The sequence below is a fragment of the Burkholderia sp. MSMB2157WGS genome, from assembly GCF_001532755.1.
Taxonomy (GTDB): Bacteria; Pseudomonadota; Gammaproteobacteria; order Burkholderiales; family Burkholderiaceae; genus Burkholderia.
This window is the reverse complement of the sequence record NZ_LPJG01000030.1, coordinates 1,091,552-1,116,444: the sequence shown is the minus strand read 5'-3', so window position 1 is coordinate 1,116,444 and position 24,893 is coordinate 1,091,552. Positions and strand designations below refer to the sequence as shown.

Here is a 24,893-nt window from a genome sequence, read left to right as displayed (position 1 = left end):
TGTGGGAATCAGCGCGCGTCGCGTCGCATCCGTTCGATGCGGGCCCAGTCGAAGGTGAGGCCGAGGCCGGGCGCCGCCGGCAGGTGCAGCTTGAAGTCCTGGTAGCGCAGCGGCTCGACGAGGATCTCCTCGGTGAGCAGCAGCGGGCCGAACAGTTCGGTGCCCCATTTCAGCGAGTCGAACGTGCTGAACAGTTGCGCGGACGCCATCGTGCCGGCCGCGCCTTCGAGCATCGTGCCGCCGTACAGTTCGATGCCGGCCGCCGCGGCGATCGACGCGACGCTCGCCGCGCCCTGCAGACCGCCCGATTGCGCGATCTTGACCGCGAACACGTCGGCCGCGCGGTCCTGCGCGAGCGCGAACGCGTCGACGGGGCCGTGCAGCGCCTCGTCGGCCATGATCGGCACCTGCGCGAGCTGCGTGAGGCGTTTCAGCCCCGCGCGGTTGGTCGCGGCGATCGGCTGCTCGACGAGGCTCACGCCGGCGTCGGCGAGCCGCGCGCCGGCCCAGATCGCATCGGTTTCGCTCCAGGCCTGGTTCACGTCGACCCGCACGTCGCCGCGCTCGCCGAGCGCGCGCTTGATCGCGACCACGTGCGCCACGTCGTCGGCGACCGCGTTCGCGCCGATCTTCAGCTTGAACGCGCGATGGCGGCGGGCGTCGAGCATCGCTTCGGCTTCCGCGATGTCGCGCTGCGTGTCGCCGCTCGCGAGCGTCCACGCGACATCGACCGCATCGGTCCGGCGCCCGCCGAACAGCTCGGACAGCGGCACGCCCAGACGCCGCGCCTGCGCATCGAACAGCGCGGTCTCGATCGCGCACTTCGCGAAGCGGTTGCCCTGGAACAGCTTGCGCACCCGCGCCATCGCGGCGCCGGGGCGCGTCGCGTCCATGCCTTGCAGCAGCGGCGCGAAATAGGTGTCGAGGTTGACCTTGATGCTTTCGGGGCTTTCCTCGCCATAGGCGAGGCCGCCGATGGTCGTCGCCTCGCCGACGCCTTCGATACCGTCCGTGCATCGAATTCGGACCAATACGAGCGTCTGGCAATGCATCGTGGCGACCGACAATTTGTGGGGCCGGATCGTCGGCACATCGACCAGCAACGTCTCGATGCGCTCGATGGTGGCGGCGGTTGCTATCATGCGATTCCTCCTGTTGGTGCACATGGTAGGAATTCCCGCCCCGCGTCGTCCAACACTCTTTCCGACTACTTCCATACCTTTGAGGCATGAAATGGAATTGCGTCAGCTCCGGTACTTCATCGCCGTCGCCGAGGAAATGAACATCACGCGGGCCGCGGAGCGGCTGCACATGACGCAGCCGCCGCTGAGCCGCCAGCTCCAGGCGATCGAGGACGAGATCGGGTTGCCGCTGTTCGAGCGCGGCGCGCGGCCGCTGAAACTGACCGATGCCGGGCGCGTGTTCTATGCGCAGGCGAAACGTCTGGTCGACCAGGCCGACGAGCTCGGCCCGCTGACGCGGCGGCTCGCGCAACTGTCGGAGCGGATCGTGATCGGCTTCGTGCCGTCGACGCTGTACGGCGCGCTGCCCGATGTGATCCGCGCGTTTCGCGAGGCGCAGCCGGACGTCGAGCTGTCGCTGATCGAAATGTTCACGCTCGAGCAGCTGGGCGCGCTGAAGGGCGGGCGGATCGACGTGGGGTTCGGCCGTCTGCGCTTCGACGACGACCAGCTGGTGCGCGAGGCGCTGATCGAGGAGAAGCTGATCGCGGCGCTGCCGGTCGGGCATCGGCTCGCCGATCCGGCCCGGCCGCTGACGCTCGCGGATCTCGCGAGCGAGACGATGATCGTCTATCCGAGCACGCCGCGGCCGAGCTTCGCCGATCAGCAGTTGTCGGCGCTGCGCGACGGGGCGGTCGTGCCGGCGGCCGTGCACGAGGTGCGCGAACTGCAGACGGCGCTCGGGCTCGTCGCCGCGCAGGTGGGCGTGTCGCTGGTGCCGGAGAGCGTGGAGGGCGTGCGCGTGAAGGGCGTCGTCTATCGGCGGCTGCCGGAGCCGGGCGCGACGTCGCCGATCATCATGAGCCGCCGGCTGCACGGCGAAAGCGCGGCGACGGCGGCGTTCTGCGCGATTGCGCGGGAGATGATCGTGCCGGCCGCATAGCGGAGCCGCTCGCCTCTCCACTGCAACTAACGGTCAGGTCCGGCGGAGCCGGCGGACGCAGTGCGAGGTCCGTTGCGGGGCGATGTCGGTGGGCGTCGGCACGCGGCTGCCGCGGGCGAGCCGACAGGCAGATCGGAAGGTCGGGCATGCCGGGCATGCCGGGAAGGTCGGGAAAGTCGGGAAAGTCGGGAAAGTCGGGAAAGTCGGGACGGTCGGGACGGTCGGGGAAATCGGCGGGCCGGGCAGGACGATCGGCAAGCCCGCGCGTCCGGGCTACCGCTTCCCGTCGAGCGTGTCCGACGGCGATTCGCCGAACTTCTCCCGATACGCGATGGCGAACCGGCCGAGGTGCGTAAATCCGCAATCGAGCGCGATATCGGCGATCCGCCGGTCGGACGCCGCGCCGCGCAGCAGTTCGCGCGCGTGCGCGAGCCGCGTCGCGCGCAGGTATTGCATCGGGCTCATGCCGCGGAATTGCAGGAACGCGTCGCGCAGCGTTCGTTCGGGCACGTTGGCGGCCTGGACGATATCGGCGAGCTGCAGCGGCTGCGCGTAGTGTGCATCGACGAATTCCTGCGCGCGCCGGACGAAGCCCGGCGCCGGGTCGCGATGCGACGCCTGCAGCGCGGACGGCGGATGACCTTCGATCAGCAGGTCGATCAGCAGATGCTCGAGCTGCGACGCGACCCGCGGGTTCGCGTTCGCGCGTTCGAGCAGCTCGGGCGACCGCGCGACGAGCATCAGTTGCTGGCGCCACGCGGCGAGCGCGGCGTCGCTGATGTGCAGCACGGGGTCGAGCGTCGCGCGCGGATCGCCGGTCAGCGAACCGACGGTCGCCGCGTCGATGCGCAGCACGAACTGCTCGCAATCGGCCGACAGCATCGCGTCGAAGCGCTCGCCGGGCGCGCACAGCACGCCGGTCTGCCCGTCGACGCCGAGCTGCCGCCCCATCGCGCACACTTGCGCGTGGCCGGACAGGCAGAACATCAGCAGGTAGTAGCCGTCGACGGCGTCGACCTGCACGCGCATCGCGTCGCCGAACGCGATCGTGCCGATCCCGAGGCCGCCCAGCTTGACGAAATCCATGTGCGATGCGCCGTGCACGCGGCCGTTCGGCAGTAGCGCGTGCGGCTGCATCACACGCGAGATCCGCTCGCGCGTCTCGTCGAGATCGCGGGATTCGAACAGCCGGTGCGCACGCAGCGCGAGCGGCTCGAACGACGTTGGGGACATGGGCCTCAGCCTTGGTATGGACGACGCGCGCTTCGATCCGACGAATGGGCCGCGCTCGTGCGCCGGGTCGCGTGTGCCGTCATGCTAGCGCAGAAATCCGCCGAAAGTGGATATTGCGCCGCCGCAATCGCACTTTCCGGATAGACGTCGAATATTAGCTTTTCAAAAATCGGCTCCATGCATTCAACGCAACGGATCGACAAGGAGTCCGACATGGAGCAGACAGAATCGCCCGTCGTTTTCGCCGCGCGCGGCGACGCGTCCGACGTGACCTTCCCGCACGACGACGGCTCGCGCGTGCCGTACAAGGTGTTCAGCTCGCAGGCGGTCTACGAACGCGAGCAGGAACGCATCTTCCGCGGGCCGACGTGGAATTTCGTCGCACTCGAAGCGGAAATCCCGAACGCCGGCGACTTCAAGAGCACGTTCGTCGGCGATACGCCGGTGGTCGTCACGCGCACCGAGGACGGCGCGCTGTCCGCGTGGGTGAACCGCTGCGCGCACCGCGGCGCGCAGGTGTGCCGCAAGTCGCGCGGCAACGCGAGTTCGCACACGTGCGTCTATCACCAGTGGAGCTTCGACAACCAGGGCAACCTGCTCGGCGTGCCGTTCCGGCGCGGCCAGAAGGGCATGACCGGGATGCCGGCCGACTTCGATCCGAAACGGCACGGGCTGCGCAAGCTGCGCGTCGACAGCTATCGCGGGCTCGTGTTCGCGACCTTCAGCGACGAGGTCGCGCCGCTGCCCGAGTATCTCGGCGAGCAGATGCGCCCGTGGATCGACCGGATCTTCCACAAGCCGATCGAGTATCTCGGCTGCACGCGTCAGTATTCGAAGTCGAACTGGAAGCTGTACATGGAGAACGTGAAGGATCCGTATCACGCGAGCATGCTGCACCTGTTCCATACGACCTTCAACATCTTCCGCGTCGGGATGAAGGCGCGCTCGATTCCGGACGCGAACCACGGGCTGCACAGCATCATCACGGTGACGAAGACGGGCGACGACACGTCCGCCGCGTACAAGCAGCAGAACATCCGTTCGTTCGACGAGGGCTTTCATCTGGAGGACGAATCGATCCTCGATCTCGTGTCGGAATACGACGAGGATTGCACGAACCACATCCAGCCGATCTTCCCGCAGCTCGTGATCCAGCAGATCCACAACACGCTGGTCGCGCGCCAGATCCTGCCGAAGGGGCCGGACAACTTCGAGCTGATCTTCCACTTCTTCGGTTATGCGGACGACACGCCCGAGCTGCGCGCGCTGCGCATCAAGCAGGCGAACCTGGTCGGGCCGGCCGGCTACATCTCGATGGAGGACACGGAAGCGACCGAACTCGTGCAGCGCGGCACCGTGCGCGACGCCGACGCGACGTCGGTGATCGAGATGTCGCGCGGCAATCCGGACCAGCAGGACACGGTGATCACCGAAAGCCTGATCCGCAAGTTCTGGGTCGGTTATCAGAAGCTGATGGGCTATTGAGGCGGGAGCGAAAAATGACGGAAGACATGAAGACGTGGTTCGAGATTTACATGCTCCAGAACCGCTACATCGGGCATCTCGACAACGACCGGCTCGAACGCTGGCCGGAAATGTTCACCGAGGACTGCACGTACGAAATCGTGCCGAAGGAAAACGCCGATCTCGGGCTGCCGGTCGGGATCGTGCATTGCACGAACCAGCGGATGCTGCGCGATCGCGTGGTGTCGCTGCGGCACGCGAACATCTACGAAGCGCATACGTACCGGCACATGACGTCGGGTCTGACGATCGTCGCCGAACGCGACGGCGAAATCGACACCGAGAGCAACTACGTGGTCGTGCAGACCCGCAGCAACGGCGAATCGAACGTGTACCAGGCCGGCAAGTACTACGACACGGTGGTCCGCACGCCCGACGGGTTGCGCTACAAGACCAAGCGCGTGATCTACGACACGTCGCGCGTGCAGACGTTGCTCGCGACGCCGATCTGACCGATCCGACCGATCTGACGAAGCAAGGAATCGACATGACCGAAGCAACGCTGACCGAGTGGCATCCGCTCGGCGCTTTCGACGAATTTTCCGAAGACGAACCGGCGGCGCGCGTCGCCGGCCAGAAGCCGATCGCCGTGTTCCGGATCGGCGACGAACTGTTCGCGATGCACGACCTCTGCACGCACGGGCATGCGCGGCTGTCCGAAGGCTATGTGGAGGATGGCTGCGTCGAATGCCCGCTGCACCAGGGGCTGATCGACATTCGCACCGGCGCGCCGAAATGCGCGCCGATCACCGAGTCGGTGCGAACCTATCCGATCCGGATCGTCGACGGGCAGGTGGAAGTCAATGTCGGCTGATCCGTTCGTGATCGTCGGCGCCGGCCATGCGGCGCGGCGTACGGCCGAGGCGCTGCGCGAGCGCGACGCCGCGGCGCGCATCGTGATGATCGGCGCGGAGCGCGAGTTGCCGTACGACCGGCCGGCGCTGTCGAAGGATGCGTTGCTGAGCGACGGCGGCGAACAGCGTGCGTTCATCCGCGATGCCGCGTGGTACGACGCGCAGCGCATCGAACTGCGGCTCGGCGCACGCGTCGAAGCGATCGAGCGGGATGCACGGCGCGTGCGGCTCGACGACGGTGCGGCGTTGCCGTATGCGAAGCTCGTGCTCGCGACCGGCTCGCGCGTGCGGACGTTCGGCGGCCCGGTCGACGAAGGCATCGTGCCGCATTACGTGCGTACCGTGGCGGATGCGCGCGCGTTGCGTGCGCAACTTGCACCCGGACGCCGCGTGGCGGTGCTCGGCGGCGGCTTCATCGGCCTCGAGGTCGCGGCGGCCGCGCGCCAGCTCGGCTGCGACGTGACGGTGATCGATCCGGCCGCACGCTTGCTGCAGCGTGCGTTGCCGGAAGCCGTCGGCGCGTATGCACGGCAATTGCATGACGCGCGCGGTGTGGCTTTCCAGATGGCGACGCTGCCGCGCGCGATCCGCCGCGCGCCGGGCGGCGGCGCCGTCGTCGAGACCGATCGCGGCGACGTGCCGGCCGACGTCGTCGTGGTCGGCATCGGCGTCGTGCCCAACGTCGAGCTGGCGCAGGCGGCCGGGCTCGACGTCGACAACGGGATACGCGTCGATGCAGGCTGCCGCACGGCCGATGCCGCGATCTTCGCGGCGGGCGAGGTGACGATGCACTTCAATCCGCTGCTCGGGCGCCACGTGCGGATCGAATCGTGGCAGGTGGCGGAAAACCAGCCGGCCGTCGCGGCCGCGAACCTGCTCGGCGCCGACGAGCGCTATGCGGAGCTGCCGTGGCTGTGGTCCGATCAGTACGACTGCAACCTGCAGATGCTCGGGCTGTTCGGCAGCGAACGCACGATCGTCGTGCGCGGCGATCCGGCGAGCGGGTCGTTCACGGTGTTCGGGCTCGGCGACGACGGCAGGATCGTCGCGGTGGCCGCGGCGAACCTCGGGCGCGACATCGGCGCGTCGCGGCGGTTGATCGCGGCGGGCGCGGTGCCCGATCCGGAGAAGCTGGCCGATCCGGCGGTCAATCTGAAGACGTTCATGTAGCGGCGGCGCGCGGCACGCGTGCGCCGCGCGTGCCGACGCCGGCGGGCGGGTTTGTCGGTTGCGGCGAAATCGGGGATATTAGCGGCATCGCCGATTCGTCCGTCCTCCATGACGCCAGACAAAGCCCTCGAACTGAAACGAAGCAAGCGCCGTGCGCTGTGGCTGCTGCTGGCGGCCGTCGCGGTGTTCGTCGCCACCATCCTGCTGCCGCGCGGCCCGTGGGTCGATGGCTTCAAGGCGGTGGCCGAAGCCGCGATGGTCGGCGCGCTCGCCGACTGGTTCGCGGTCGTCGCGCTGTTCCGCCGCGTGCCGATTCCGTTCGTGTCGCGCCACACCGAGATCATCCCGAAGAACAAGGACAAGATCGCCGACAACCTCGCGGTGTTCGTGCGCGAGAAATTCCTCGGGCCCGACGCGCTCGCCGCGCAGATTCGCCAGCACGATCCCGCGCAGAAGCTCGGCGCGTGGCTCGGCGAGCCGGCGAATACCGACGCGCTCGGCGGCTACGTGACGAAGCTGACGAGCTTCGCGCTCGACATGACCGACGACGCGCGGATCCAGTCGTTCGTCCACGCTGCGTTCCGCGCGGTGATCGACCGGGTCGACCTGTCGCAATCGGCCGGCGCGATCCTCGACACGCTGACGAAGGACGGCCGCCACCAGGCGCTGCTCGACGACGCGATCGAACAGGTGGTCGACGTGCTCGACAAGGAAGAGAACCGCGAGGTGATCGCGGGCTTCATCGTCGAATGGCTGAAGACGCAATACCCGAAGGTCGAGAAGATCATGCCGACGCAGTGGTTCGGCGAGAACGGCGCGCGGATGCTCGCGAGCGCGGTGAGCCGCGTGCTCGAAGGCGTCGCCGCCGACCCCGAGCACGAGTTGCGGCAACGCTTCGACCGGACGGTCGTGCGGCTGACCGAGCGGCTGAAGCACGACCCCGCGTTCATCGCGAAGGGCGACGAGATCAAGCGCTATATTCGCGACGGCGATGCGTTCAACGAGTACGTGCGCGACTTGTGGGACCAGTTGCGCGCGTGGCTGAAGGCCGATCTCGCGCGCCCCGATTCGGCGCTGCACCGGCAGGCCGCGACGCTCGGCGGCTGGCTCGGCGCGCGGCTCGCCGAGAGCCCGGCGCTGCGTGCGTCGCTGAACGAGCACGTCGAGAAGGCCGTGCACGAGATGGCGCCCGATTTCGCCGATTTCCTGATGCGTCACATTCGAGACACGGTGCGCAACTGGGATGCGGGCGAGATGTCGCGGCAGATCGAGCTGAACATCGGCAAGGATCTCCAGTACATCCGCATCAACGGCACGCTGGTCGGCGGGCTGATCGGGCTCGGGTTGTATCTGGTGTCGCTCGCGCCGCGCTGGGCGGCCGGCTGGCTGCATTGACGCGGCCACGCGAACGAACGGCGGACTGCGTGCCTACGCGTGCGTGCGTTCGCGCGGTTCGACCTTGCGGTCGATCTCGCTGCGCGTCGGAAGCGTCTTGAGATCGTACGTGGCTTGCAGATTCAGCCAGAATTCCGGCGACGTATCGAAGTAGCGCCCGAGCCGATAGGCCGTATCGGCCGTGATTCCGCGCCGTTCCTTGACGATTTCGTGCAACCGCGTTGCCGGCACGTTCAACGCGAGCGCCAGCGCGTTGACGCTCAATTCCAGCGGAACGAGGAATTCTTCCCGAAGGATTTCGCCCGGATGAATCGGGCGCATTCCGTTCTTGAGCATGCGAAGCTCCAGTCAGTGATAGTCGACGATCTCGACCTGGACGGGGCCGTCGTCGCTCCATTCGAAACAAATCCGCCATCGCTCGTTGATGCGGATGCTGTGCTGACCTTCCCGATCGCCCTGCAACGCTTCGAGCCTGTTGCCGGGCGGCGCCCGCAGATCGCGCAGCTCCTTCGCTGCGGCAATCATTTGCAGTTTCCGGGTGGCAACCGTTTCGATCGCGCGGAAGCGCTTGGGCGTTTCTCCTGCGAAAAGCAACTGCGTGTCTTTGCATCGGAACGAATTGATCATTACGGTTAGAGTATTACGTTTTGCGTAATACGTCAATGAGAATGAAATGGCTGCGGCGATGCGCGCGCCGAAGCGTTGTCGCGTGAGATGAACAACAGGAGACCTACCTGATTGGAAATCAATGGAGGTCGACGCGTGACGACAGGCGTCGCCGATGGGTGCCCAGCGGTTTCTGTCGTTCCGACGAGTATGGGGGCGTTCGATGCCTTTACGCGTCCGATATGCCATCCGGACGATCGGATGCATCGACGGCACGCAGGCCGGCGGGCTGATCGGCTCGGGGCGGATCGGATGTCGCTCGCACCGCGCCGCGCCGGGCGGCCGGGTGGCGGCATCGAGGCGGGCACGGACGTTGCGCCGGCGGCGCGATGCCGTGCGTCGCCCCGGTCAGGCGGCAGCCTTGGCGCCGTGCAATTGCAGGCCGAGCGCCTTGATGACTTTCAGGATCGTGCCGAAGCTCGGATTGCCGTCGTGCGACAGCGCCTTGTACAGCCCTTCGCGCGACAGCCCCGCATCGCGCGCGACCTGCGACATGCCGCGTGCGCGGGCGATCACGCCGAGCGCGTGCGCGATGAAGGCCGGATCGTCGCCGGCTTCCTGCAGGCATGCGTCGAAGTAGTCGGCCATGTCGTCTTCGGTTTTCAGGTGTTCGGCCGAATCCCACGGCCGCGTCTTGATCTTGTCCATCGATCACTCCATGTCGAGGTGCGCGAGCATTGCATGCGCGGCGCGTATGTCGGCCTGCTGCGTCGATTTATCGCCGCCGCAAAGCAGGATGACCCATATCGTCGCGCGCCTGACGTAATGGACGCGGTAGCCGGGCCCATGGTCGATGCGCATTTCCACGATGGGCGCGCCGGCGGATTTCCAGTCGTCGGGATTGCCCATCGACAGGCGGTCGATGCGCGCCTGGATGCGGCGCTTGGCGATGCGATCGGGCAGGCCGGCAAACCAGGTGTCGAAGACGTCGGTGGTCCGGATGCTGAATGCCGGGGAACTGTAAGGCATGAATTGCGATTTGTCAACCATGGTTCACATGTTTGTCGAGTTGAACATCGTTGGCATTACAGCCCGGCTGGCGCATCGCTGGACGCTTCCTGGCCGTCAGGCCGATCTTTTCGCTGCTGGGGTCGGCCATCCGGCCGAAGTCGGAATTCCGCGAATCCGTCTACAATCAAAAACGTCTTTGCCGCCCGTGCGTGCTGGCCGCGCGCGGGCGGGTCCGTTCGTCCTCCGGCATCCGGAGGAGGCGCCGCGCAGCATGCACCTGGCATTGCGTCTTGCGCGGCGAGCAGTGCCGTGGTCTGTGTCCAGTAGGTAAGGCGTCCGCGTGCCGTAGGCCGGCGCGCGTCCTGAACGCCGTGTGTCCGTAGGCCGGGCAGGCGGCATAACCGAGAGTCCCCATGAAAGCATCGGATCTGTTCGTGAAGGCGCTGGAAGCCGAAGGCGTCGAGTACGTGTTCGGCATTCCAGGCGAAGAAAACCTCGATCTGCTCGAATCGCTGCGGCGATCGAAGATCAAGCTCGTGCTGACCCGGCACGAGCAGGCGGCCGGGTTCATGGCCGCCACCTACGGCCGCCTCACGGGCCGCACCGGCGTGTGTCTCGCGACGCTCGGGCCGGGCGCGACGAACTTCGTGACGGCCGCCGCGTATGCGCAGCTCGGCGGGATGCCGATGCTGATGATCACCGGGCAGAAGCCGATCAAGTCCAGCAAGCAGGGCCATTTCCAGATCGTCGACGTGGTCGACATGATGCAGCCGCTCACGAAGTTCACGCGGCAAATCGTATCGATCGGCAACATCCCGTCGGCCGTGCGCGAAGCGTTCCGCCGCGCGGAGGAAGAGCGCCCGGGCGCCGCGCACCTCGAGCTGCCCGAAGACATCGCGCACGAAGAGGGCGACGGCAAGCCGATTCCGCGCAGCTACAGCCGGCGGCCGGTGGCGGAGGAGAAGGCGGTCGCGCACGCGGTCGACGCGATCCAGGCCGCGCGCCATCCGCTGCTGATGATCGGCGCGGGCGGCAACCGCAAGACCACCTGCAAGATGCTGCTCGAATTCGTCGACAAGACGGGCATCCCGTTCTTCACGACGCAGATGGGCAAGGGCGTGATCGACGAGACGCATCCGCTGTGGCTCGGCAACGCGACGCTGTCCGACGGCGACTTCGTGCATCGCGCGATCGAGCATGCGGATTGCATCATCAACGTCGGCCACGACGTGATCGAGAAACCGCCGTTCTTCATGCGCACCGACGACAAGACCGTGATCCACGTGAACTTCCTCGGCGCGCAGGTCGACCCCGTCTATTTTCCGCAGATCGAGGTGGTCGGCGACATCGCGAACGCGGTGTGGCAGATGAAGGAAGCGGTGAGGCCGCAGCCGCATTGGGATTTCGAGCGCTTCGCGATGATCAAGACGCATTTCGACGCGCATCTGGAAAAGGGCCAGCACGACCCGCGGTTCCCGATGTATCCGGTGCGGATCGTGAACGACCTGTACAACGCGCTGCCGCTCGACGGCATCGTCTGCCTCGACAACGGGATGTACAAGATCTGGTTCGCGCGCTACTGGCGTGCGCACGAGCCGAATTCGCTGCTGCTCGACAACGCGCTCGCGTCGATGGGCGCGGGCCTGCCGTCGGCGATCGCGACGAAGATCGTGCATCCGCAGCGCAAGGTGATCGCCGTGTGCGGCGACGGCGGCTTCATGATGAATTCTCAGGAGCTCGAAACGGCCGTGCGGCTGAAGCTCGACATCGTCGTGATGATTCTGCGCGACGATGCGTTCGGGATGATCCGCTGGAAGCAGGAGAACATGAATTTCCCCGATTTCGCGATGACGCTGAAGAATCCCGACTTCGTGTCGTACGCGCAGAGCTACGGCGCGCACGGGCATCGCGTCGAGTCGGCCGACGATCTCGAGCCGTTGCTGCGCGAGTGCTTCTCGTCGCCGGGCGTGCACGTGATCGACGTGCCGATCGACTACTCCGACAACGAGCGCGTGCTGAACCGCGAGATCAAGCGCCTGTCGGCGCAACTCTGAATGCCCCGTTCACAGGAAGGAGTCGTTCCATGTTGAAGGAAACCTATCCGTACTACCTTGCCAACGAAGCCGTCTACGCGAACACCGATCTGGAGGTGACCGACAAGTTCAGCGGCAAGGTCGCCACGCGCGTCGCGCTGGCCGACGCGAAGGCGATCGATGCGGCGATCGCCGCGGCAGTCGACGCCACGAAGCCGATGCGCGAGATGCCCGCCTACCGGCGGCAGGCCGTGCTCGATCATTGCGTCGCGCGGTTTCGCGAACGTTTCGACGAGCTGGCCGAGGCGCTGTGCATCGAGGCCGGCAAGCCGATCAACGACTCGAAGGGCGAAGTCACGCGGCTGATCGATACGTTCCGCGTCGCGTCCGAGGAATCGGTGCGCATCGACGGCGAGATCGTCAACCTCGAGATTTCCGCGCGTGCGCAGGGCTATACGGGCTACACGAAGCGCGTGCCGATCGGCCCGTGCTCGTTCATCTCGCCGTTCAACTTCCCGTTGAATCTCGCCGCGCACAAGGTCGCGCCCGCGCTCGCGGCCGGCTGTCCGTTCGTGCTGAAGCCGGCGAGCCGCACGCCGATCGGCGCGCTGATCATCGGCGAGGTGCTCGCGGAAACCGACCTGCCGAAGGGCGCGTTCTCGGTGCTGCCCGCGCATCGCGACGGCGCCGACCTGTTCACGACCGACGAGCGCTTCAAGCTGCTGTCGTTCACCGGTTCGCCTGCCGTCGGCTGGGCGCTGAAGGAGAAGGCCGGCAAGAAGAAAGTCGTGCTGGAGCTCGGCGGCAACGCGGCCGCGATCGTCGATGCCGACCAGCGCGAGCGGCTCGACTACGTGGTCGAGCGGCTCGCGTTCGGCGCGTACTACCAGTCGGGCCAAAGCTGCATCGGCGTGCAGCGGATCCTCGTGCATGCCGACCTTTACGACGCGTTGCGCGAGAAGCTGATCGCGAAGACGCGTTCGCTGAAGATGGGCGATCCGAAGGATCCGTCGACGTTCGTCGGCCCGATGATCTCCGAATCCGAGTCGCGCCGGCTGTCGGGCTGGATGGATGCGGCCGTCGCGGCGGGGGCGAAGATCGTCGCGGGCGGCAAGGTCGACGGCGCGATGTTCGAGGCGACGCTGCTGGAAAACGTCGGGCGCGAGCAGGACCTGTACCGGAAGGAGGCGTTCGGCCCGGTCGCGATCCTCGAGAAGTTCGACCGCTTCGACGACGCGCTCGCACGCGTGAACGACAGCGACTTCGGGCTGCAGGCCGGCGTGTTCACCGATTCGCTCACGCATGCGCAGCGCGCGTGGGACGAACTGGAGGTCGGCGGCGTCGTGATCAACGACGTGCCGTCGTTCCGCGTCGACAACATGCCGTACGGCGGCGTGAAGGATTCGGGCCTCGGCCGCGAAGGCGTCCGCTACGCGATCGAGGACATGACCGAGCCGCGGCTGATGGTCGTGCGGCGTCGGTGACGCGCGGCAGGCGGCGCGGCGCCGCGACGGCACGCGGGCGGGCGATCGGGCCGGCCCGCGTGCCGTTTTTCATGGCGGCGCGTGGAGCGGCACGGGGCCGCGCGCGCCCTGCGCGGCCGCCGGAAACAGGCTCGACTACGGGCCTCGCCTCGTGATGTAATCGCGCGAAACAGCCGACCGGGGTACGACGCCGGAAAGCGCGAATTCATTCTCCACGAGGTCGATTCATGTCCCCCGTCTCGGCATTCAAGCTGGTCCTGTTGTCATTCCTCGCGATCGTCGCGCTCGAATGCATCGCCAAGCGGCTGCGGCTGCCGCCCGCGGCCGCGCTGCTGATCGGCGGCATCGGCATCGCGTTCATCCCCGGTCTGCCGCCGATCGACCTCGATCCCGAGCTGGTGCTGCTGGTGTTCCTGCCGCCGCTGTTGATGGACGGTGCGTACTTCTCCGTATGGGAAGAATTCAAGCGCAACGTCGGCGGCATTCTGATGCTGGCGATCGGCGCGGTCGTGTTCACGACGTTCGCGGTCGGCTTCGCCGTGCACTGGGTGGTGCCGGCGCTGCCGTGGGCCGCATGCTTCGCGCTCGGCGCGATCGTGTCGCCGCCCGACGCGGTCGCCGCGAAGGCCGTGCTCGAACGCGTCGCGCTGCCGCGCCGGCTGATGGTGCTGCTGGAAGGCGAGAGCCTGCTGAACGACGCGGCCGGCCTCGTGCTGTTCCGCTTCGCGGTCGCGGCCGCGCTCACCGGCGCGTTCAGCCTCGAGCACGCGGTCGTGCGCTTCGCGGAGCTCGGGCTCGGCGGCGTGGCGGTCGGCTTCGTGATCGGCAAGCTCGTCGTGTGGTTCCTGAAGCTGCTCGACGACGACTACCTCGTGATCACCGTCGCGGTGATTGCCGGATGGATCGCGTACATCGCGGGCGAAATGGCCGAGGTGTCGGGCGTGATCGCGACGGTGACGGCCGGCATGATCGTCGGCTGGCATCAGCACGAGGTGTTCTCGGCGGCCGTGCGCACGCGCGGCACCGCGTTCTGGCAGGTCATCGTGTTCCTGCTCGAGGCGATGGTGTTCGTGCTGATCGGGCTGTCGCTGCGCGGCGCGATCCATCGGCTCGGCGGCTTCGACCAGGTGCTCGGCACGATGGTGCCGCCCGTGCTCGCGGTGCTGGCGGCGGTGATCGTGTCGCGCTTCGTGTGGATCTACGCGGTCGAGGCGCTGAAGTGGCCGGTGCGCGGCCTCGCGCGGCGCGTGGAGGCGCCCGACTGGAAGGCCGCGACGATCATGAGCTGGGCCGGCATGCGCGGCGTGGTGACGCTGGCGATCGCGCTGTCGCTGCCCGAGGCGCTGCCCGGCCGCGACGTGATCCTGGTCGCGTCGTTCGCGGTGATTCTCGTCACCGTGCTGCTGCAGGGCACGACGATCGGGCCGCTGATCCGGCTGCTGCGTCTGCCGCCGAGCGAGGCGCGCGCCGCGCATCATCTGACCGAGCCGCAGACGTGGGCGCATATCGAGGCGGCGCAGCTCGCGGCGATCCAGCCGCTGGTGCGTGACGACAACGGCAACGTGATTCACCCGCGCCTGCTGGAGCAATACACGTATCGGGCCGAGCTGACCGAGCGCGCGAAGAACGAGCCCGAGTATCCGGCGGAGATCCGCGTCGCGCACTACGACGTCGTGCTGGCCGCGATCAGGGCCGGGCGGGCGGAACTGTTGCGTCTGCATCGTTCCGGGCGCATTCACGACGAAATGCTGCACACGGTCGAGCGCGACCTCGACCTGCAGGAAGTATCCGCGCAGCACGCGCGCGGCTAGGGCGGCCAGCTCGCGAATCGCACGGGTCGGCGTTCTGCCGGCCCTGAAACGCGCGCGGGTCGAGCCACACCCGTCGCGCGATTTGTCCTCTCCCACCCACCGATTCGGTGCATTCGAATCCGGCCCTCAATATGACCGACGCCGAGCCTTGCAGCGCATGCAAACCTCGTCGGCGCGGTCCCGCAAACGTTATCGTCTTTCGAATCCGGAAATGATCTGATTTATCTGTTTCGGTCTCTTTCTGCATATTTGGCAAAACTAAACCGGAAGGAGATAGATGCTGTGTTCTAATTTCATTTAGAATCAGCCGGTTATGTTTATTGAGAGAAAGAATGCGGAGGTAATGCGGTCGTCGACGGGGAAACAAGCGGCGTCCGAAGCCCCGCAAGGCAGTGCCGACAGGCCAAATCGGCGAAATCAGGCGGGTTTTACAACTGCCAATATAAGATAGTGTCCAAGTCGGATAAACAACTCCTATGAAAGAATCGATTGGAGATTCGGCGTTTGAAACTGTATTTATGAAAGAATCGAGCAGTGATAATGCCTCGGATTGCCTCGAATCGGGGTTATCGGTCCTCCTGGTCGACGACCAGCCGTTCGTCGGCGAGGTGATCCGTCGCGCGTTGCGCAGCGAGCACGACATCGACCTGCACGTGTGCACCGACGCACATCGGGCGATGGCGGTCGCGCGCGACGTGAAGCCGACGGTCATCCTGCAGGATCTCGTGATGCCGGAGATCGACGGCCTCGATCTCGTGCGCGCGTGGCGCGCGGACGCCGGCACCGCACGCGTGCCGATCATCGTGCTGTCCGCGAAGGAGGAGCCGATCGTCAAGCGCGAGGCGTTCATCGCCGGCGCGAACGACTATCTGGTGAAGCTGCCCGACGCGATGGAGCTGACCGCGCGCATCCGCTATCACTCGAATTCGTACCTGATGTCGCGGCAGCGCGACGAGGCGCTCGATTTCCTGTCGCACGACATGCGCTCGCCGCAGACGTCGATCCTCGCGCTGCTCGACGTCTACCGGGCCGAACACGGCGACATGCCGGCGATCATGGAGCGCATCGCCGGCCACGCGCGGCGCGCGCTCGCGCTCGCCGACGGCTTCATCCACCTGACCCGCGCGCAGTCCGAGCGCCGCGCGCCCGAGGTCGTGAGTCTCAACGAGATCGTGCTCGACGCCGTCGACCAGCTGTGGGAGAAGGCGGCCGGGCTCGGCTGCCGGGTGATCGCGCACGTGCCCGATACCGAGTGCGTGACGATGGGCGACCGCATGATGCTGACGCGCGCGGTCGCGAACCTGATCGACAACGGGCTGAAGTACGGCCCGACCGGGATGGACGTACATTGCACGCTGAGCGGCGACGACGGCGCCTGGTTGATCGGCGTCGAGGATGCCGGCGCCGGCATCGCGCCGGAACAGCGCACGGCCGCGACCGAGTCGTTCGTGCAGCTCGAATCCGCGCACGGCGCGGCGCGCAGCGGTTTCGGCCTCGGCCTCGCGTTCGTCCGCGCGACGGCGGCGCGGCATCGCGGCCAGATCCTGATGCGCAATACGGCGCGCGGCTTCATGGTCGCGCTTCGGCTGCCGGCGCAAGCGGAGCGGTGATGTCGCGGCGCGGCCTGCCGGCGCCGCGCCGCCCGCGAGACCCCGATGCGCTCGTGGCGCGCCATCCGGCGCGCAGGCGGGCGCGGATTTTTTCAACGCTGAATTTAGAAAGCCCATAACGAACATGGCCACCGTGACGCCCCGCACGACCAATGAAAGCCTGCATCCGACGATCGGCGCTGCCCGGCTGACGCTCGGCAATCGCATCCTGCTCAGCTTCGGCGTGCTGTTCGTGCTGATGCTGGTGACAGCCGGCGTGTCGTACGAGCGACTGCGCGCGATCAACACCGAAGCCGTCAGCATCGAGCGCGACTCGCTGCCCGGCGTCTACCTCGCGTCGACGCTGCGCGGCTCGGTCAACGAATCGTTCACGCTGCTGCAGCAGGCGACCTTCGTCGATACCGAACCCGAAACCGTGCAGCGCGATCTCGCCAGGATCCCCGACGTGCTGAAGGACATCGAGTCGCTGTCGGTGGACTACCAGAACACGACGTTCCGCGACGACGACCGGCAGCGCTTCGCGGCGTTCCGCGGCGCCTACGATCACTACGTGCCGCTGCTGAACGAAGCGATGCGGAAGAGCCGAGCGTCGCGAGACGAAGCGGTCGCCGCCTACGCGAAGGTGCTGCCCGCGTGGACCGAGGTCGTGCGCAACGCGAACGTGCTGGTGCAGGAGAACCGCAAGTTCGCCGAGCAATCCGCGAAGCTGATCCGCGAATCGGTGCAGGACACCGAGATCGTGCTCGCGACCGCGCTCGCGTTCGTGCTGCTGTCCGCGCTCGGGCTCGGCTACGGGCTGTACCGTTCGGTCACCGTACCGATGGCGCGGCTCGTCGAGGTGCACGACGTGATGCGCACCGGCAACCTGACGCGTCGCCTCGACCTGCGCCGGCGCGACGAATTCGGCACGCTCGAGACGGGCTTCAACCGGATGGCCGACGAGTTGACCGAGCTGGTCTCGCGCGCGCAGCAGTCGTCGATGCAGGTGACGACGTCGGTGGCCGAGATCGCCGCGACGTCGCGCGAGCAGCAGGCCACCGCGAACGAAACCGCGGCGACGACGACCGAGATCGGCGCGACCTCGCGCGAGATCTTCGCGACGTCGCGCGACCTGCTGCGCACGATGAACGAGGTGGCCGGCGTGGCCGAGCAGTCGGCGACGCTCGCGGGCGTGAGCCAGAGCGGGCTCACGCGGATGGGCGAGACGATGCGCAGCGTGATGGATGCGGCCGGCTCGGTGAACGCGAAGCTCGCGATCCTCAACGAGAAGGCGCTGAACATCAACCAGGTGGTCGCGACGATCACCAAGGTGGCCGACCAGACCAACCTGCTGTCGCTGAACGCGGCGATCGAGGCCGAGAAGGCCGGCGAATACGGCCGCGGCTTCGCGGTCGTCGCGACCGAGATCCGCCGCCTGGCCGACCAGACGGCGGTGGCGACCTACGACATCGAGCAGACGGTGAAGGAGATCCAGTCGGCGGTGTCGGCGGGCGTGATGGGGATGGACAAGTTCTCCGAGGAAGTGCGCCGCGGGATGCTCGACGTGCAGCAGGTCGGCGGGCAGCTGTCGCAGATCATCGCCGAGGTGCAGACGCTCGCGCCGCGCTTCCAGATGGTCAACGAAGGGATGCAGACGCAGGCGAACGGCGCCGAGCAGATCACGCAAGCGCTGTCGCAGCTGTCGGAAGCCGCGCAGCAGACGGCCGAGTCGCTGCGCCAGTCGTCGCAGGCGATCGACGACCTGACGCTCGTCGCGAACCAGTTGCGCACCAGCGTGTCGCGCTTCAAGGTCGACGCGTGACGCGCGCCGATCCGCAGCACGGCGCCCACGCGCTGTTCCTGATGTTCGAGCTCGACGGCGAGCGTTATGCGCTCGACGCGGCCGGCATCGAAGAGGTGCTGCCGCTCGCCGTCACGAAGGCGGTGCCCGGCGCGCCCGACTGGATCGCCGGGCTGCTGATGCGCGGCGGCCAGCCGGTGCCGGTGATCGACGTGCCGATGCTGGCGCTCGGGCGGCGCGCGCAGGCGCTGCGCTCGACGCGGCTCGTGATGGTCCGCCATCGCGCCGGTCACGCCGGTGGCGAGCGCACGATCGGCCTGATCGTCGAGCGTGCGACGCAGACGATGCGGATCGACCGCGCGGCGTTCCGCGCCAGCGGCGTCTCCACCGCGCGCACGCGCTGGCTCGGGCAAGTCGCGAACACGCCCGACGGCGTCGTGCAGCAGATCTCCGTGTCCGACCTGATCGACGACGTTGCCCGCCTGTATCTGTTCGACGGCCTGTCGGGCCACGGGGAGGAATCCGCATGAACGCGTCCGAATCGCGATTTCGCGGCTGGCTGCTGCGCGAGACCGGCATCGACCCCGATTCGCTCGGCAACGATTTCCTGATGCGGGCGCTGACGGATCGCGTGCATGCGGTGCAGGCGGACGGCGAGCGCGTGCCGTCGGCCGCGCGGCCGACCGTGACGCCGGAAGCGCTCGACGCGTACTGGCAGCACCTCAACGCGTCGGCTGACGAACGGCGCGCGCTGATCGAGCTGTTCGTCGTCCCGGAGACGTGGTTCTTCCGCGACCGCGAAGCCTTCGCCACGCTCGCGCGGCAGGCCGCCGAACGGCTCGCCGCGATGCCCGGCCGCGTGATTCGCGTGCTGAGCGCGCCGTGCTCGACGGGCGAGGAGCCGTATTCGGCAGCGATGGCATTGCTGGATGCGGGGCTCGAGCCGGGCAGCTTCGCGATCGACGCGATCGACCTGAGCGCGCGCGCGATCGAGCAGGCGCGGCTCGGCTGTTACGGACGCAATGCGTTTCGCGGAACGGCGACGGAGTTTCGTACGCGGTATTTCACGCCGACCCGCGACGGCTGGCTCCTCGACGAGCGCGTGCGCGCGTGCGTGCAGTTCAGTCACGCGAACCTCGTCGAACCGGTTGCCGACAACGGCATTCGCTACGACTTCGTGTTCTGCCGCAACGTGCTGATCTATTTCGACCGCGATGCGCAGGATCGCGTGATCCGCTCGCTCGACGCGCGTCTCGCCGACGACGGCATGCTGTTCGTCGGGCCGGCGGAGACGGGCGTCGCGATGCGGCACGGGATGCGCTCGGCGCGCGTGCCGCTGGCGTTCGCGTTTCATCGCGAGTCGGCCGGCGCGGCGGCGGCCGATGCATGCGCGGCCCGGCCGGTTGCGCCGCTGTCCGCGGCGGCGCCGTACCGGCGCGCGGAGCGCGTCACGGTCGCACCGCTCGCCGCACTGCACCCGGCGGCGGCCGTCGAGCCGCCCGCCTGGCTCGGCGACGGGCGTCAGCCGTTCGCGGCGGCGCCGGCCGTGCCGACGGCCGCAATCGACGCACGGGCCGAGCTTGCCGTCGCAACCGCCGTGGCGGCCGCGCCGGCCTACGACGGCATCGCCCCGACGATCGACGACGCGCCGACGCTGGAGGATGCGCCGACGCTGGAGGATGCCCAGGCCCTCGCGAACGCGGGTGCGTTCGACGAGGCCGAGCGCGTGCTCGCGCAGTTCTCGGCGCGCGTCGGCCCGCATGCCGACGCGTTCTACCTGAACGGACTGATCGCGGATGCGCGTGGGCGCGCCGCGGAGGCGAGCGACTTCTACCGGAAGGCGTTGTACCTGCGCCCCACGCATCACGAGGCGCTGACGCATCTTGCGACGCTGCTCGACGTCGGCGGCGATCGTGCGGGCGCGCAATGGCTGCTCGAACGCGCCCGGCGTTCGGCCGGCTGACACGACGACGGGAATGGGACCGACACCGCGATGACCAGAGGAATTCATGAACCGCGCCGCCGCTGCCACTGACGACGCGACGCTCGACGTCGACGATTGCTGGAACCGGATCGGCACGCGCGGCGACCGCTCGTGCGAGCGGCTGAACGACTGCCTGCGCTGCCTGAACTGCCCGGTCTACGCCGGTCACGCGGCGAAGCTGCTCGAGCGTCCGCTCGACGTCGCCGAGATGACGGACGTCACGCGCCGAATGAGCTCGTTCGGCACCGCGCATGCGCGCGACGACGACGGCGATACGCGCCATGCGGCGCTCGCGTTCCGGGTGGCCGACGAATGGCTCGCGCTGCCGATCGGCGTGCTGCGCGAGATCGCCGGCACGCGCCCGATCCATTCCCTGCCGCATCGCCGCCATTCGGCCGTGCGCGGGGTGGTCAACATCCGCGGCACGCTGCGCATCGCGATCTCGATCGGTGCGCTGCTCGGCCTGGATGCCGGCAAGACCGGCAGCGGCAGTGGCGACGACGGCCGTTTCACGCGGCTGCTGGTGGCCGCGCACCAGGGCGAACCGGTCGTGTTTCCGGTCGACGAGGTCGAGGGCGTGCTGCGCTTCGGCGCCTCCGACTGGGTGCCGGTGCCTGCCACGGTCGGGCGCGCGAGCGCCGGCCTGTCGCGCGGCGTGCTGTCGTGGCGCGGCAAATCGGTGGGGCTGCTCGACGACGATCGTCTGTTCGACGCCGTGACACGGAGCATGCGATGAGCGGCGATGACGACCTGAGCCACCTGTCGCTGCTCGAGCTGTATCGCGAGGAGACGCGCACGCAGACCCAGGCGCTGTCGGAACGGCTGCTCGCGCTCGAATCGGGCGAGCCCGATTCCGTCGCGCTCGAAGCGTGCATGCGCGCCGCGCATTCGCTGAAGGGCGCCGCGCGCATCGTCGGCGTGCCGCTCGGCGTCGAGATCGCCGGGCGGATGGAGGAATGCTTCGTCGCCGCGCAGGCCGGCACGATCGCGCTGACGGCCACGCACGTCGACGTGCTGCTGGCCGGCGTCGATTTGCTGGTGCGCGTCGGCGATCCGCAGGGGCAGCCCGTGTCCCAGACCGAGATCGACGGGTTCGCGGCGGCGCTGACGGGCGCCGACGGCGCGCAAACGATGCAGGCGCCGGCCGCCGTGCCGCCGCCGGTGCCGCCGTCGTTGGTGCCGTATCGCGAACACGACGGCGCCGCGAACGAGCCGGTCGGGGCGAGTGCCGCGGTGCCGCCGCTCGCCGTGTCGGGCACGGCGCCCGATCCGGTCCAGGCCGGCCGCGTCGCGGGCGCCGGTGCGATGCGCCGCGTGCGCGCCGATACGCTGAACCGGTTGTTGAGCCTGTCCGGCGAATCGCTGGTCGAATCGCGCTGGCTCAAGCCGTTCGCCGAATCGATGCTGCGCGTGAAGCGCGCGCAGCGCGACGCGGCCCGTTCGCTCGACCTGATGTACGAGCAGTACGCCGACGATCTCGACGCGGGCATGCTCGCGTCGATGAACGAAGTGCGGCACATGCTCAACGACCTGCAGCGCTCGCTCGCCGAGCGCATGGACGAATTCGACCGCTTCGAGCGGCGCAGCACGCATATCGCCGAGCAACTGTACGACGAGGCGCTGCAATGCCGGATGCGGCCGTTCGGCGACGCGACGCGCGCCTATCCGCGCATCGTCCGCGATCTCGCGCGCTCGCTCGGCAAGCAGGTGCGTTTCTCGATCGTCGGCGAAGGCACGCAGGTCGATCGCGACATCCTCGATCTGCTCGACGCGCCGCTCGGCCACCTGTTGCGCAACGCGATCGACCACGGCGTCGATTCGCCCGACGCGCGTCAAGCGCGCGGCAAGCCGGCCGAGGCGAGCGTCACGCTCGAGGCGCGCCACAGCGCGGGCTCGCTGCTCGTCAGCGTGATCGACGACGGGCCGGGCGTCGACATGGATGCGCTGCGCGCGGCCGTCGTGCGCCAACGCCTGACCGACGACGAGACGGCCGCGCGGTTGTCCGATCCCGAACTGCTCGAATTCCTGCTGCTGCCGGGCTTCTCGATGCGCGATGCGGTGACCGACGTATCGGGGCGCGGCGTCGGCCTCGACGCGGTGCAGGAGATGGTGCGCGGCGTGCGCGGCGCGGTGCGGATCTTCAACGAGCCGGGCGCCGGCATGCGCTTCGTGCTGCAGTTGCCGCTCACGCTGTCGGTGATCCGCAGCCTGCTCGTCGAGGTCGGCGGCGAGCCGTATGCGTTCCCGCTCGCGCACGTGCGCCGCACGCTCGAACTCGCGCACGACGACATCGACGTGCTCGAAGGACAGCCGCATTTTCCGTTCGACGGCCGGCGCGCGGGCCTCGTCGCCGCGCACCAGTTGCTCGACGCGGGCGAGCCCGACGTCGCGCGCGCGACCACCGCGGTCGTGGTCGTCGGCGGCGAACCCGAGCTGTACGGCGTCGCGGTCGACCGCTTCCTCGGCGAGCGGATGCTCGTGGTGCAGCCGCTCGACAGCCGCCTGAACAAGATCCAGAACATCGCGGCCGGCGCGTTGCTCGAGAACGGCGACCCGGTGCTGATCGTCGACGTCGAGGACCTGATCCGCTCGGTCGACAAGCTCGTGCGCGGCGGCCAGCTCGCGCGGCTCACGCGCGATCCGCAACTCGCGCTCGCCGACCGGCGTCGCCGCGTGCTCGTCGTCGACGATTCGCTGACGGTGCGCGAGCTCGAACGCAAGCTGCTGGAAAAGCGCGGCTACGACGTGACGGTCGCGGTCGACGGGATGGAAGGGTGGAACGCGGTGCGCAGCGATGCGTTCGATCTCGTCGTGACCGACGTCGACATGCCGCGCATGGACGGCATCGAACTCGTCACGCTGATCAAGAGCGACCCGATGCTCAAGCGCGTGCCGGTGATGATCGTGTCGTACAAGGATCGCGACGAGGATCGCCGGCGCGGGCTCGATGCCGGCGCCGATTACTACCTCGCGAAGAGCAGCTTCCACGACGAGGCGCTGCTCGATGCCGTGCACGACCTGATCGGGGACGCGCACCGATGAACATCGGCATCGTCAACGATCTGCCGCTGGCCGTGGAGGCCCTGCGCCGCGTGATCGCGCTGCGTGCGGACCATCGCGTGCTGTGGGTGGCGACCGATGGCGACGAGGCCGTGGATTTCTGCGTCGCGCATCCGCCCGACGTCGTGCTGATGGATCTCGTGATGCCGAAGGTCGACGGCGTCGCTGCGACGCGCCGGATCATGGCGCGCGCGCCGTGCGCGATCCTGATCGTGACGGCGAGCGTCAGCGCGAACACGTCGTCGGTGTACGAAGCGATGGGCGCCGGCGCGCTCGACGCGGTCGACACGCCGACGCTCGCGCTCGGGCTGTCGACCGATGCGTCGCCGCAGGCGCTGCTCGCGAAGATCGACCAGATCGGCCGGCTGCTCGAAAGCCGCACCGCGGCGCTCGTGCCGCCGGGGCCGGCGCCCGCGCGCGGACAGCCGACGCTCGTCGCGATCGGTGCGTCGGCGGGCGGGCCGACCGCGCTCACCGCGCTGCTGCGCGCGCTGCCGGCCGACTTTCCGGCCGCGATCGTGATCGTCCAGCACGTCGACCAGGCATTCGCGTACGGCATGGCCGAATGGCTCGACGGCTATACGCGGCTGCCGGTGCGCGTCGCGCGACAGGGCAGCGTGCCGGAAGCGGGCGAGGTGCTGCTCGCGGCGACCAACGACCATCTGATGCTGTCGCCGCGCGGCGTGCTCGGCTATACGCGGCATCCGGCCGAAACGCCGTACCGGCCGTCGATCGACGTGTTCTTCAACAGCGTCGCGGACGGCTGGCAGGGCGATGCGCTGGGCGTGCTGCTGACGGGCATGGGACGCGACGGCGCGCTCGGCCTGAAGGCGATGCGCGCGAAGGGCTGCTATACGATCGCGCAGGACGAAGCGACCAGCGCCGTGTACGGGATGCCGAAGGCGGCCGCGGCGATCGGCGCGGCGTCGGCGATCCTGCCGCTCGAACAGATCGCGCCGCAGTTGATCGCGCGGATCGCGCTCGCACCGCGCGACTGACGGCGCACCGGCCACGCGCCGTCGTTTCGCGGCGCGCCGGCGTCTGCATTGCGTGCGCGGCGTGGCGTCGCGTACAATCGCGGCCATGCGGAGATGGCATGCCTCCCTGTGGTCGTTCGCGGCGCGTGGCGCGCGCGGTGCGGCCCTCAACCGCCGGTTTGCCCGGCTGATGATGCCTGCGTGTTCCTGGGTCGTCAGGAGGTCGCAGGCCGTCCA

At 68.1% G+C, this 24,893-nt stretch carries 22 protein-coding genes and 1 riboswitch; of the genes, 16 read left to right on the top strand and 6 right to left on the bottom strand.

From position 1 onward, the window contains the following. Window positions 1-8 precede the first annotated feature (8 nt). The gene (locus tag WT53_RS23455; protein WP_060261787.1) at window positions 9-1,142 is read right to left on the bottom strand and encodes a muconate/chloromuconate family cycloisomerase; all 1,134 of its coding nucleotides are present in this window, start codon (window positions 1,140-1,142) and stop codon (window positions 9-11) included. A 91-nt stretch (window positions 1,143-1,233) separates the two neighbouring features. Here WT53_RS23455 and WT53_RS23450 point away from each other — a divergent pair, with 91 nt between their 5' ends. Next, window positions 1,234-2,124: a LysR family transcriptional regulator gene (locus WT53_RS23450; protein ID WP_034205322.1), complete on the top strand. Its 891-nt coding sequence runs from the start codon at window positions 1,234-1,236 to the stop codon at window positions 2,122-2,124. 273 nt (window positions 2,125-2,397) lie between these two features. Here the strand turns inward: WT53_RS23450 and andR are convergent, their stop codons facing one another. After that, a complete protein-coding gene (andR, locus tag WT53_RS23445) occupies window positions 2,398-3,357 on the bottom strand; it encodes an anthranilate 1,2-dioxygenase regulatory protein AndR (RefSeq protein WP_060261782.1) in 960 nt (319 codons plus the stop codon). A gap of 213 nt (window positions 3,358-3,570) precedes the next feature. On the opposite strand from andR, the gene andAc reads away from it, so the two are divergent. The 5 genes from andAc to WT53_RS23420 all read left to right on the top strand — a co-directional run bounded on the left by andAc (window position 3,571) and on the right by WT53_RS23420 (window position 8,300). Continuing rightward, window positions 3,571-4,842 carry an anthranilate 1,2-dioxygenase large subunit AndAc gene (gene andAc, locus WT53_RS23440; protein WP_034205321.1) on the top strand — a complete coding sequence of 424 codons (1,272 nt, stop codon included), beginning with the start codon at window positions 3,571-3,573 and terminating at the stop codon, window positions 4,840-4,842. A gap of 14 nt (window positions 4,843-4,856) precedes the next feature. Next, a complete protein-coding gene (gene andAd, locus WT53_RS23435; protein ID WP_059837685.1) occupies window positions 4,857-5,333 on the top strand; it encodes an anthranilate 1,2-dioxygenase small subunit AndAd in 477 nt (158 codons plus the stop codon). A gap of 35 nt (window positions 5,334-5,368) precedes the next feature. Further along, window positions 5,369-5,695, top strand: a complete 327-nt coding sequence (gene andAb / locus WT53_RS23430) for an anthranilate 1,2-dioxygenase ferredoxin subunit AndAb (RefSeq protein WP_060261778.1) — start codon at window positions 5,369-5,371, stop codon at window positions 5,693-5,695. Beyond that, window positions 5,685-6,905 carry an anthranilate 1,2-dioxygenase system ferredoxin--NAD(+) reductase gene (gene andAa, locus WT53_RS23425; protein ID WP_060261774.1) on the top strand — a complete coding sequence of 407 codons (1,221 nt, stop codon included), beginning with the start codon at window positions 5,685-5,687 and terminating at the stop codon, window positions 6,903-6,905. Before andAb ends, andAa begins: the two co-directional genes overlap by 11 nt. 108 nt (window positions 6,906-7,013) lie before the next feature. Next, entirely contained in the window at window positions 7,014-8,300 is a 1,287-nt protein-coding gene (locus WT53_RS23420) for a DUF445 domain-containing protein (protein ID WP_060261771.1), read from the top strand. A 33-nt stretch (window positions 8,301-8,333) separates the two neighbouring features. On the opposite strand, the gene WT53_RS23415 is transcribed toward WT53_RS23420, so the two are convergent. The 4 genes from WT53_RS23415 to WT53_RS23400 form a co-directional block, all read right to left on the bottom strand. Continuing rightward, a complete protein-coding gene (locus tag WT53_RS23415) occupies window positions 8,334-8,636 on the bottom strand; it encodes a HigA family addiction module antitoxin (protein ID WP_059501307.1) in 303 nt (100 codons plus the stop codon). Window positions 8,637-8,648: 12 nt separating this feature from the next. Next, window positions 8,649-8,927: a type II toxin-antitoxin system RelE/ParE family toxin gene (locus WT53_RS23410; protein WP_034205316.1), complete on the bottom strand. Its 279-nt coding sequence runs from the start codon at window positions 8,925-8,927 to the stop codon at window positions 8,649-8,651. A gap of 387 nt (window positions 8,928-9,314) precedes the next feature. Further along, complete coding sequence (locus tag WT53_RS23405; protein WP_006490972.1) at window positions 9,315-9,614, bottom strand: addiction module antidote protein; 300 nt, start codon at window positions 9,612-9,614, stop codon at window positions 9,315-9,317. Between the two features lie 3 nt (window positions 9,615-9,617). Further along, window positions 9,618-9,935, bottom strand: a complete 318-nt coding sequence (locus tag WT53_RS23400) for a type II toxin-antitoxin system RelE/ParE family toxin (protein ID WP_373558454.1) — start codon at window positions 9,933-9,935, stop codon at window positions 9,618-9,620. A gap of 395 nt (window positions 9,936-10,330) precedes the next feature. Between WT53_RS23400 and WT53_RS23395 the strand changes: the two genes are divergently transcribed. The 10 genes from WT53_RS23395 to WT53_RS23350 all read left to right on the top strand — a co-directional run bounded on the left by WT53_RS23395 (window position 10,331) and on the right by WT53_RS23350 (window position 24,677). Beyond that, on the top strand, window positions 10,331-11,971 hold the full coding sequence (locus WT53_RS23395) for an acetolactate synthase large subunit (protein ID WP_034205314.1): 1,641 nt from the start codon (window positions 10,331-10,333) through the stop codon (window positions 11,969-11,971). A 29-nt stretch (window positions 11,972-12,000) separates the two neighbouring features. Then, window positions 12,001-13,434, top strand: coding sequence for an aldehyde dehydrogenase family protein (locus WT53_RS23390; RefSeq protein ID WP_034205313.1), 1,434 nt, complete (start codon window positions 12,001-12,003; stop codon window positions 13,432-13,434). 227 nt (window positions 13,435-13,661) lie between these two features. Continuing rightward, window positions 13,662-15,245, top strand: coding sequence for a Na+/H+ antiporter (locus WT53_RS23385; RefSeq protein ID WP_060261764.1), 1,584 nt, complete (start codon window positions 13,662-13,664; stop codon window positions 15,243-15,245). Between the two features lie 476 nt (window positions 15,246-15,721). Then, on the top strand, window positions 15,722-16,855 hold the full coding sequence (locus tag WT53_RS23380; protein WP_034205311.1) for a hybrid sensor histidine kinase/response regulator: 1,134 nt from the start codon (window positions 15,722-15,724) through the stop codon (window positions 16,853-16,855). Window positions 16,856-16,979: 124 nt separating this feature from the next. Continuing rightward, complete coding sequence (locus WT53_RS23375) at window positions 16,980-18,656, top strand: methyl-accepting chemotaxis protein (protein WP_034205310.1); 1,677 nt, start codon at window positions 16,980-16,982, stop codon at window positions 18,654-18,656. Further along, the gene (locus tag WT53_RS23370) at window positions 18,653-19,165 is read left to right on the top strand and encodes a chemotaxis protein CheW (protein ID WP_059784202.1); all 513 of its coding nucleotides are present in this window, start codon (window positions 18,653-18,655) and stop codon (window positions 19,163-19,165) included. The genes WT53_RS23375 and WT53_RS23370 overlap by 4 nt, the downstream gene beginning before the upstream one ends. Then, entirely contained in the window at window positions 19,162-20,598 is a 1,437-nt protein-coding gene (locus WT53_RS23365) for a protein-glutamate O-methyltransferase CheR (RefSeq protein ID WP_034205308.1), read from the top strand. The genes WT53_RS23370 and WT53_RS23365 overlap by 4 nt, the downstream gene beginning before the upstream one ends. Window positions 20,599-20,644: 46 nt before the next feature. Beyond that, the gene (locus WT53_RS23360; RefSeq protein WP_034205307.1) at window positions 20,645-21,355 is read left to right on the top strand and encodes a chemotaxis protein CheW; all 711 of its coding nucleotides are present in this window, start codon (window positions 20,645-20,647) and stop codon (window positions 21,353-21,355) included. Next, window positions 21,352-23,661 (top strand): hybrid sensor histidine kinase/response regulator, encoded by a 2,310-nt coding sequence (locus WT53_RS23355; protein ID WP_034205306.1) that lies wholly within the window; start codon window positions 21,352-21,354, stop codon window positions 23,659-23,661. Before WT53_RS23360 ends, WT53_RS23355 begins: the two co-directional genes overlap by 4 nt. Further along, a complete protein-coding gene (locus WT53_RS23350; protein WP_034205305.1) occupies window positions 23,658-24,677 on the top strand; it encodes a chemotaxis response regulator protein-glutamate methylesterase in 1,020 nt (339 codons plus the stop codon). Before WT53_RS23355 ends, WT53_RS23350 begins: the two co-directional genes overlap by 4 nt. 80 nt (window positions 24,678-24,757) lie before the next feature. Next, a riboswitch (Fluoride riboswitch) is annotated at window positions 24,758-24,863 on the top strand. The last annotated feature ends 30 nt before the right edge of the window (window positions 24,864-24,893 follow it).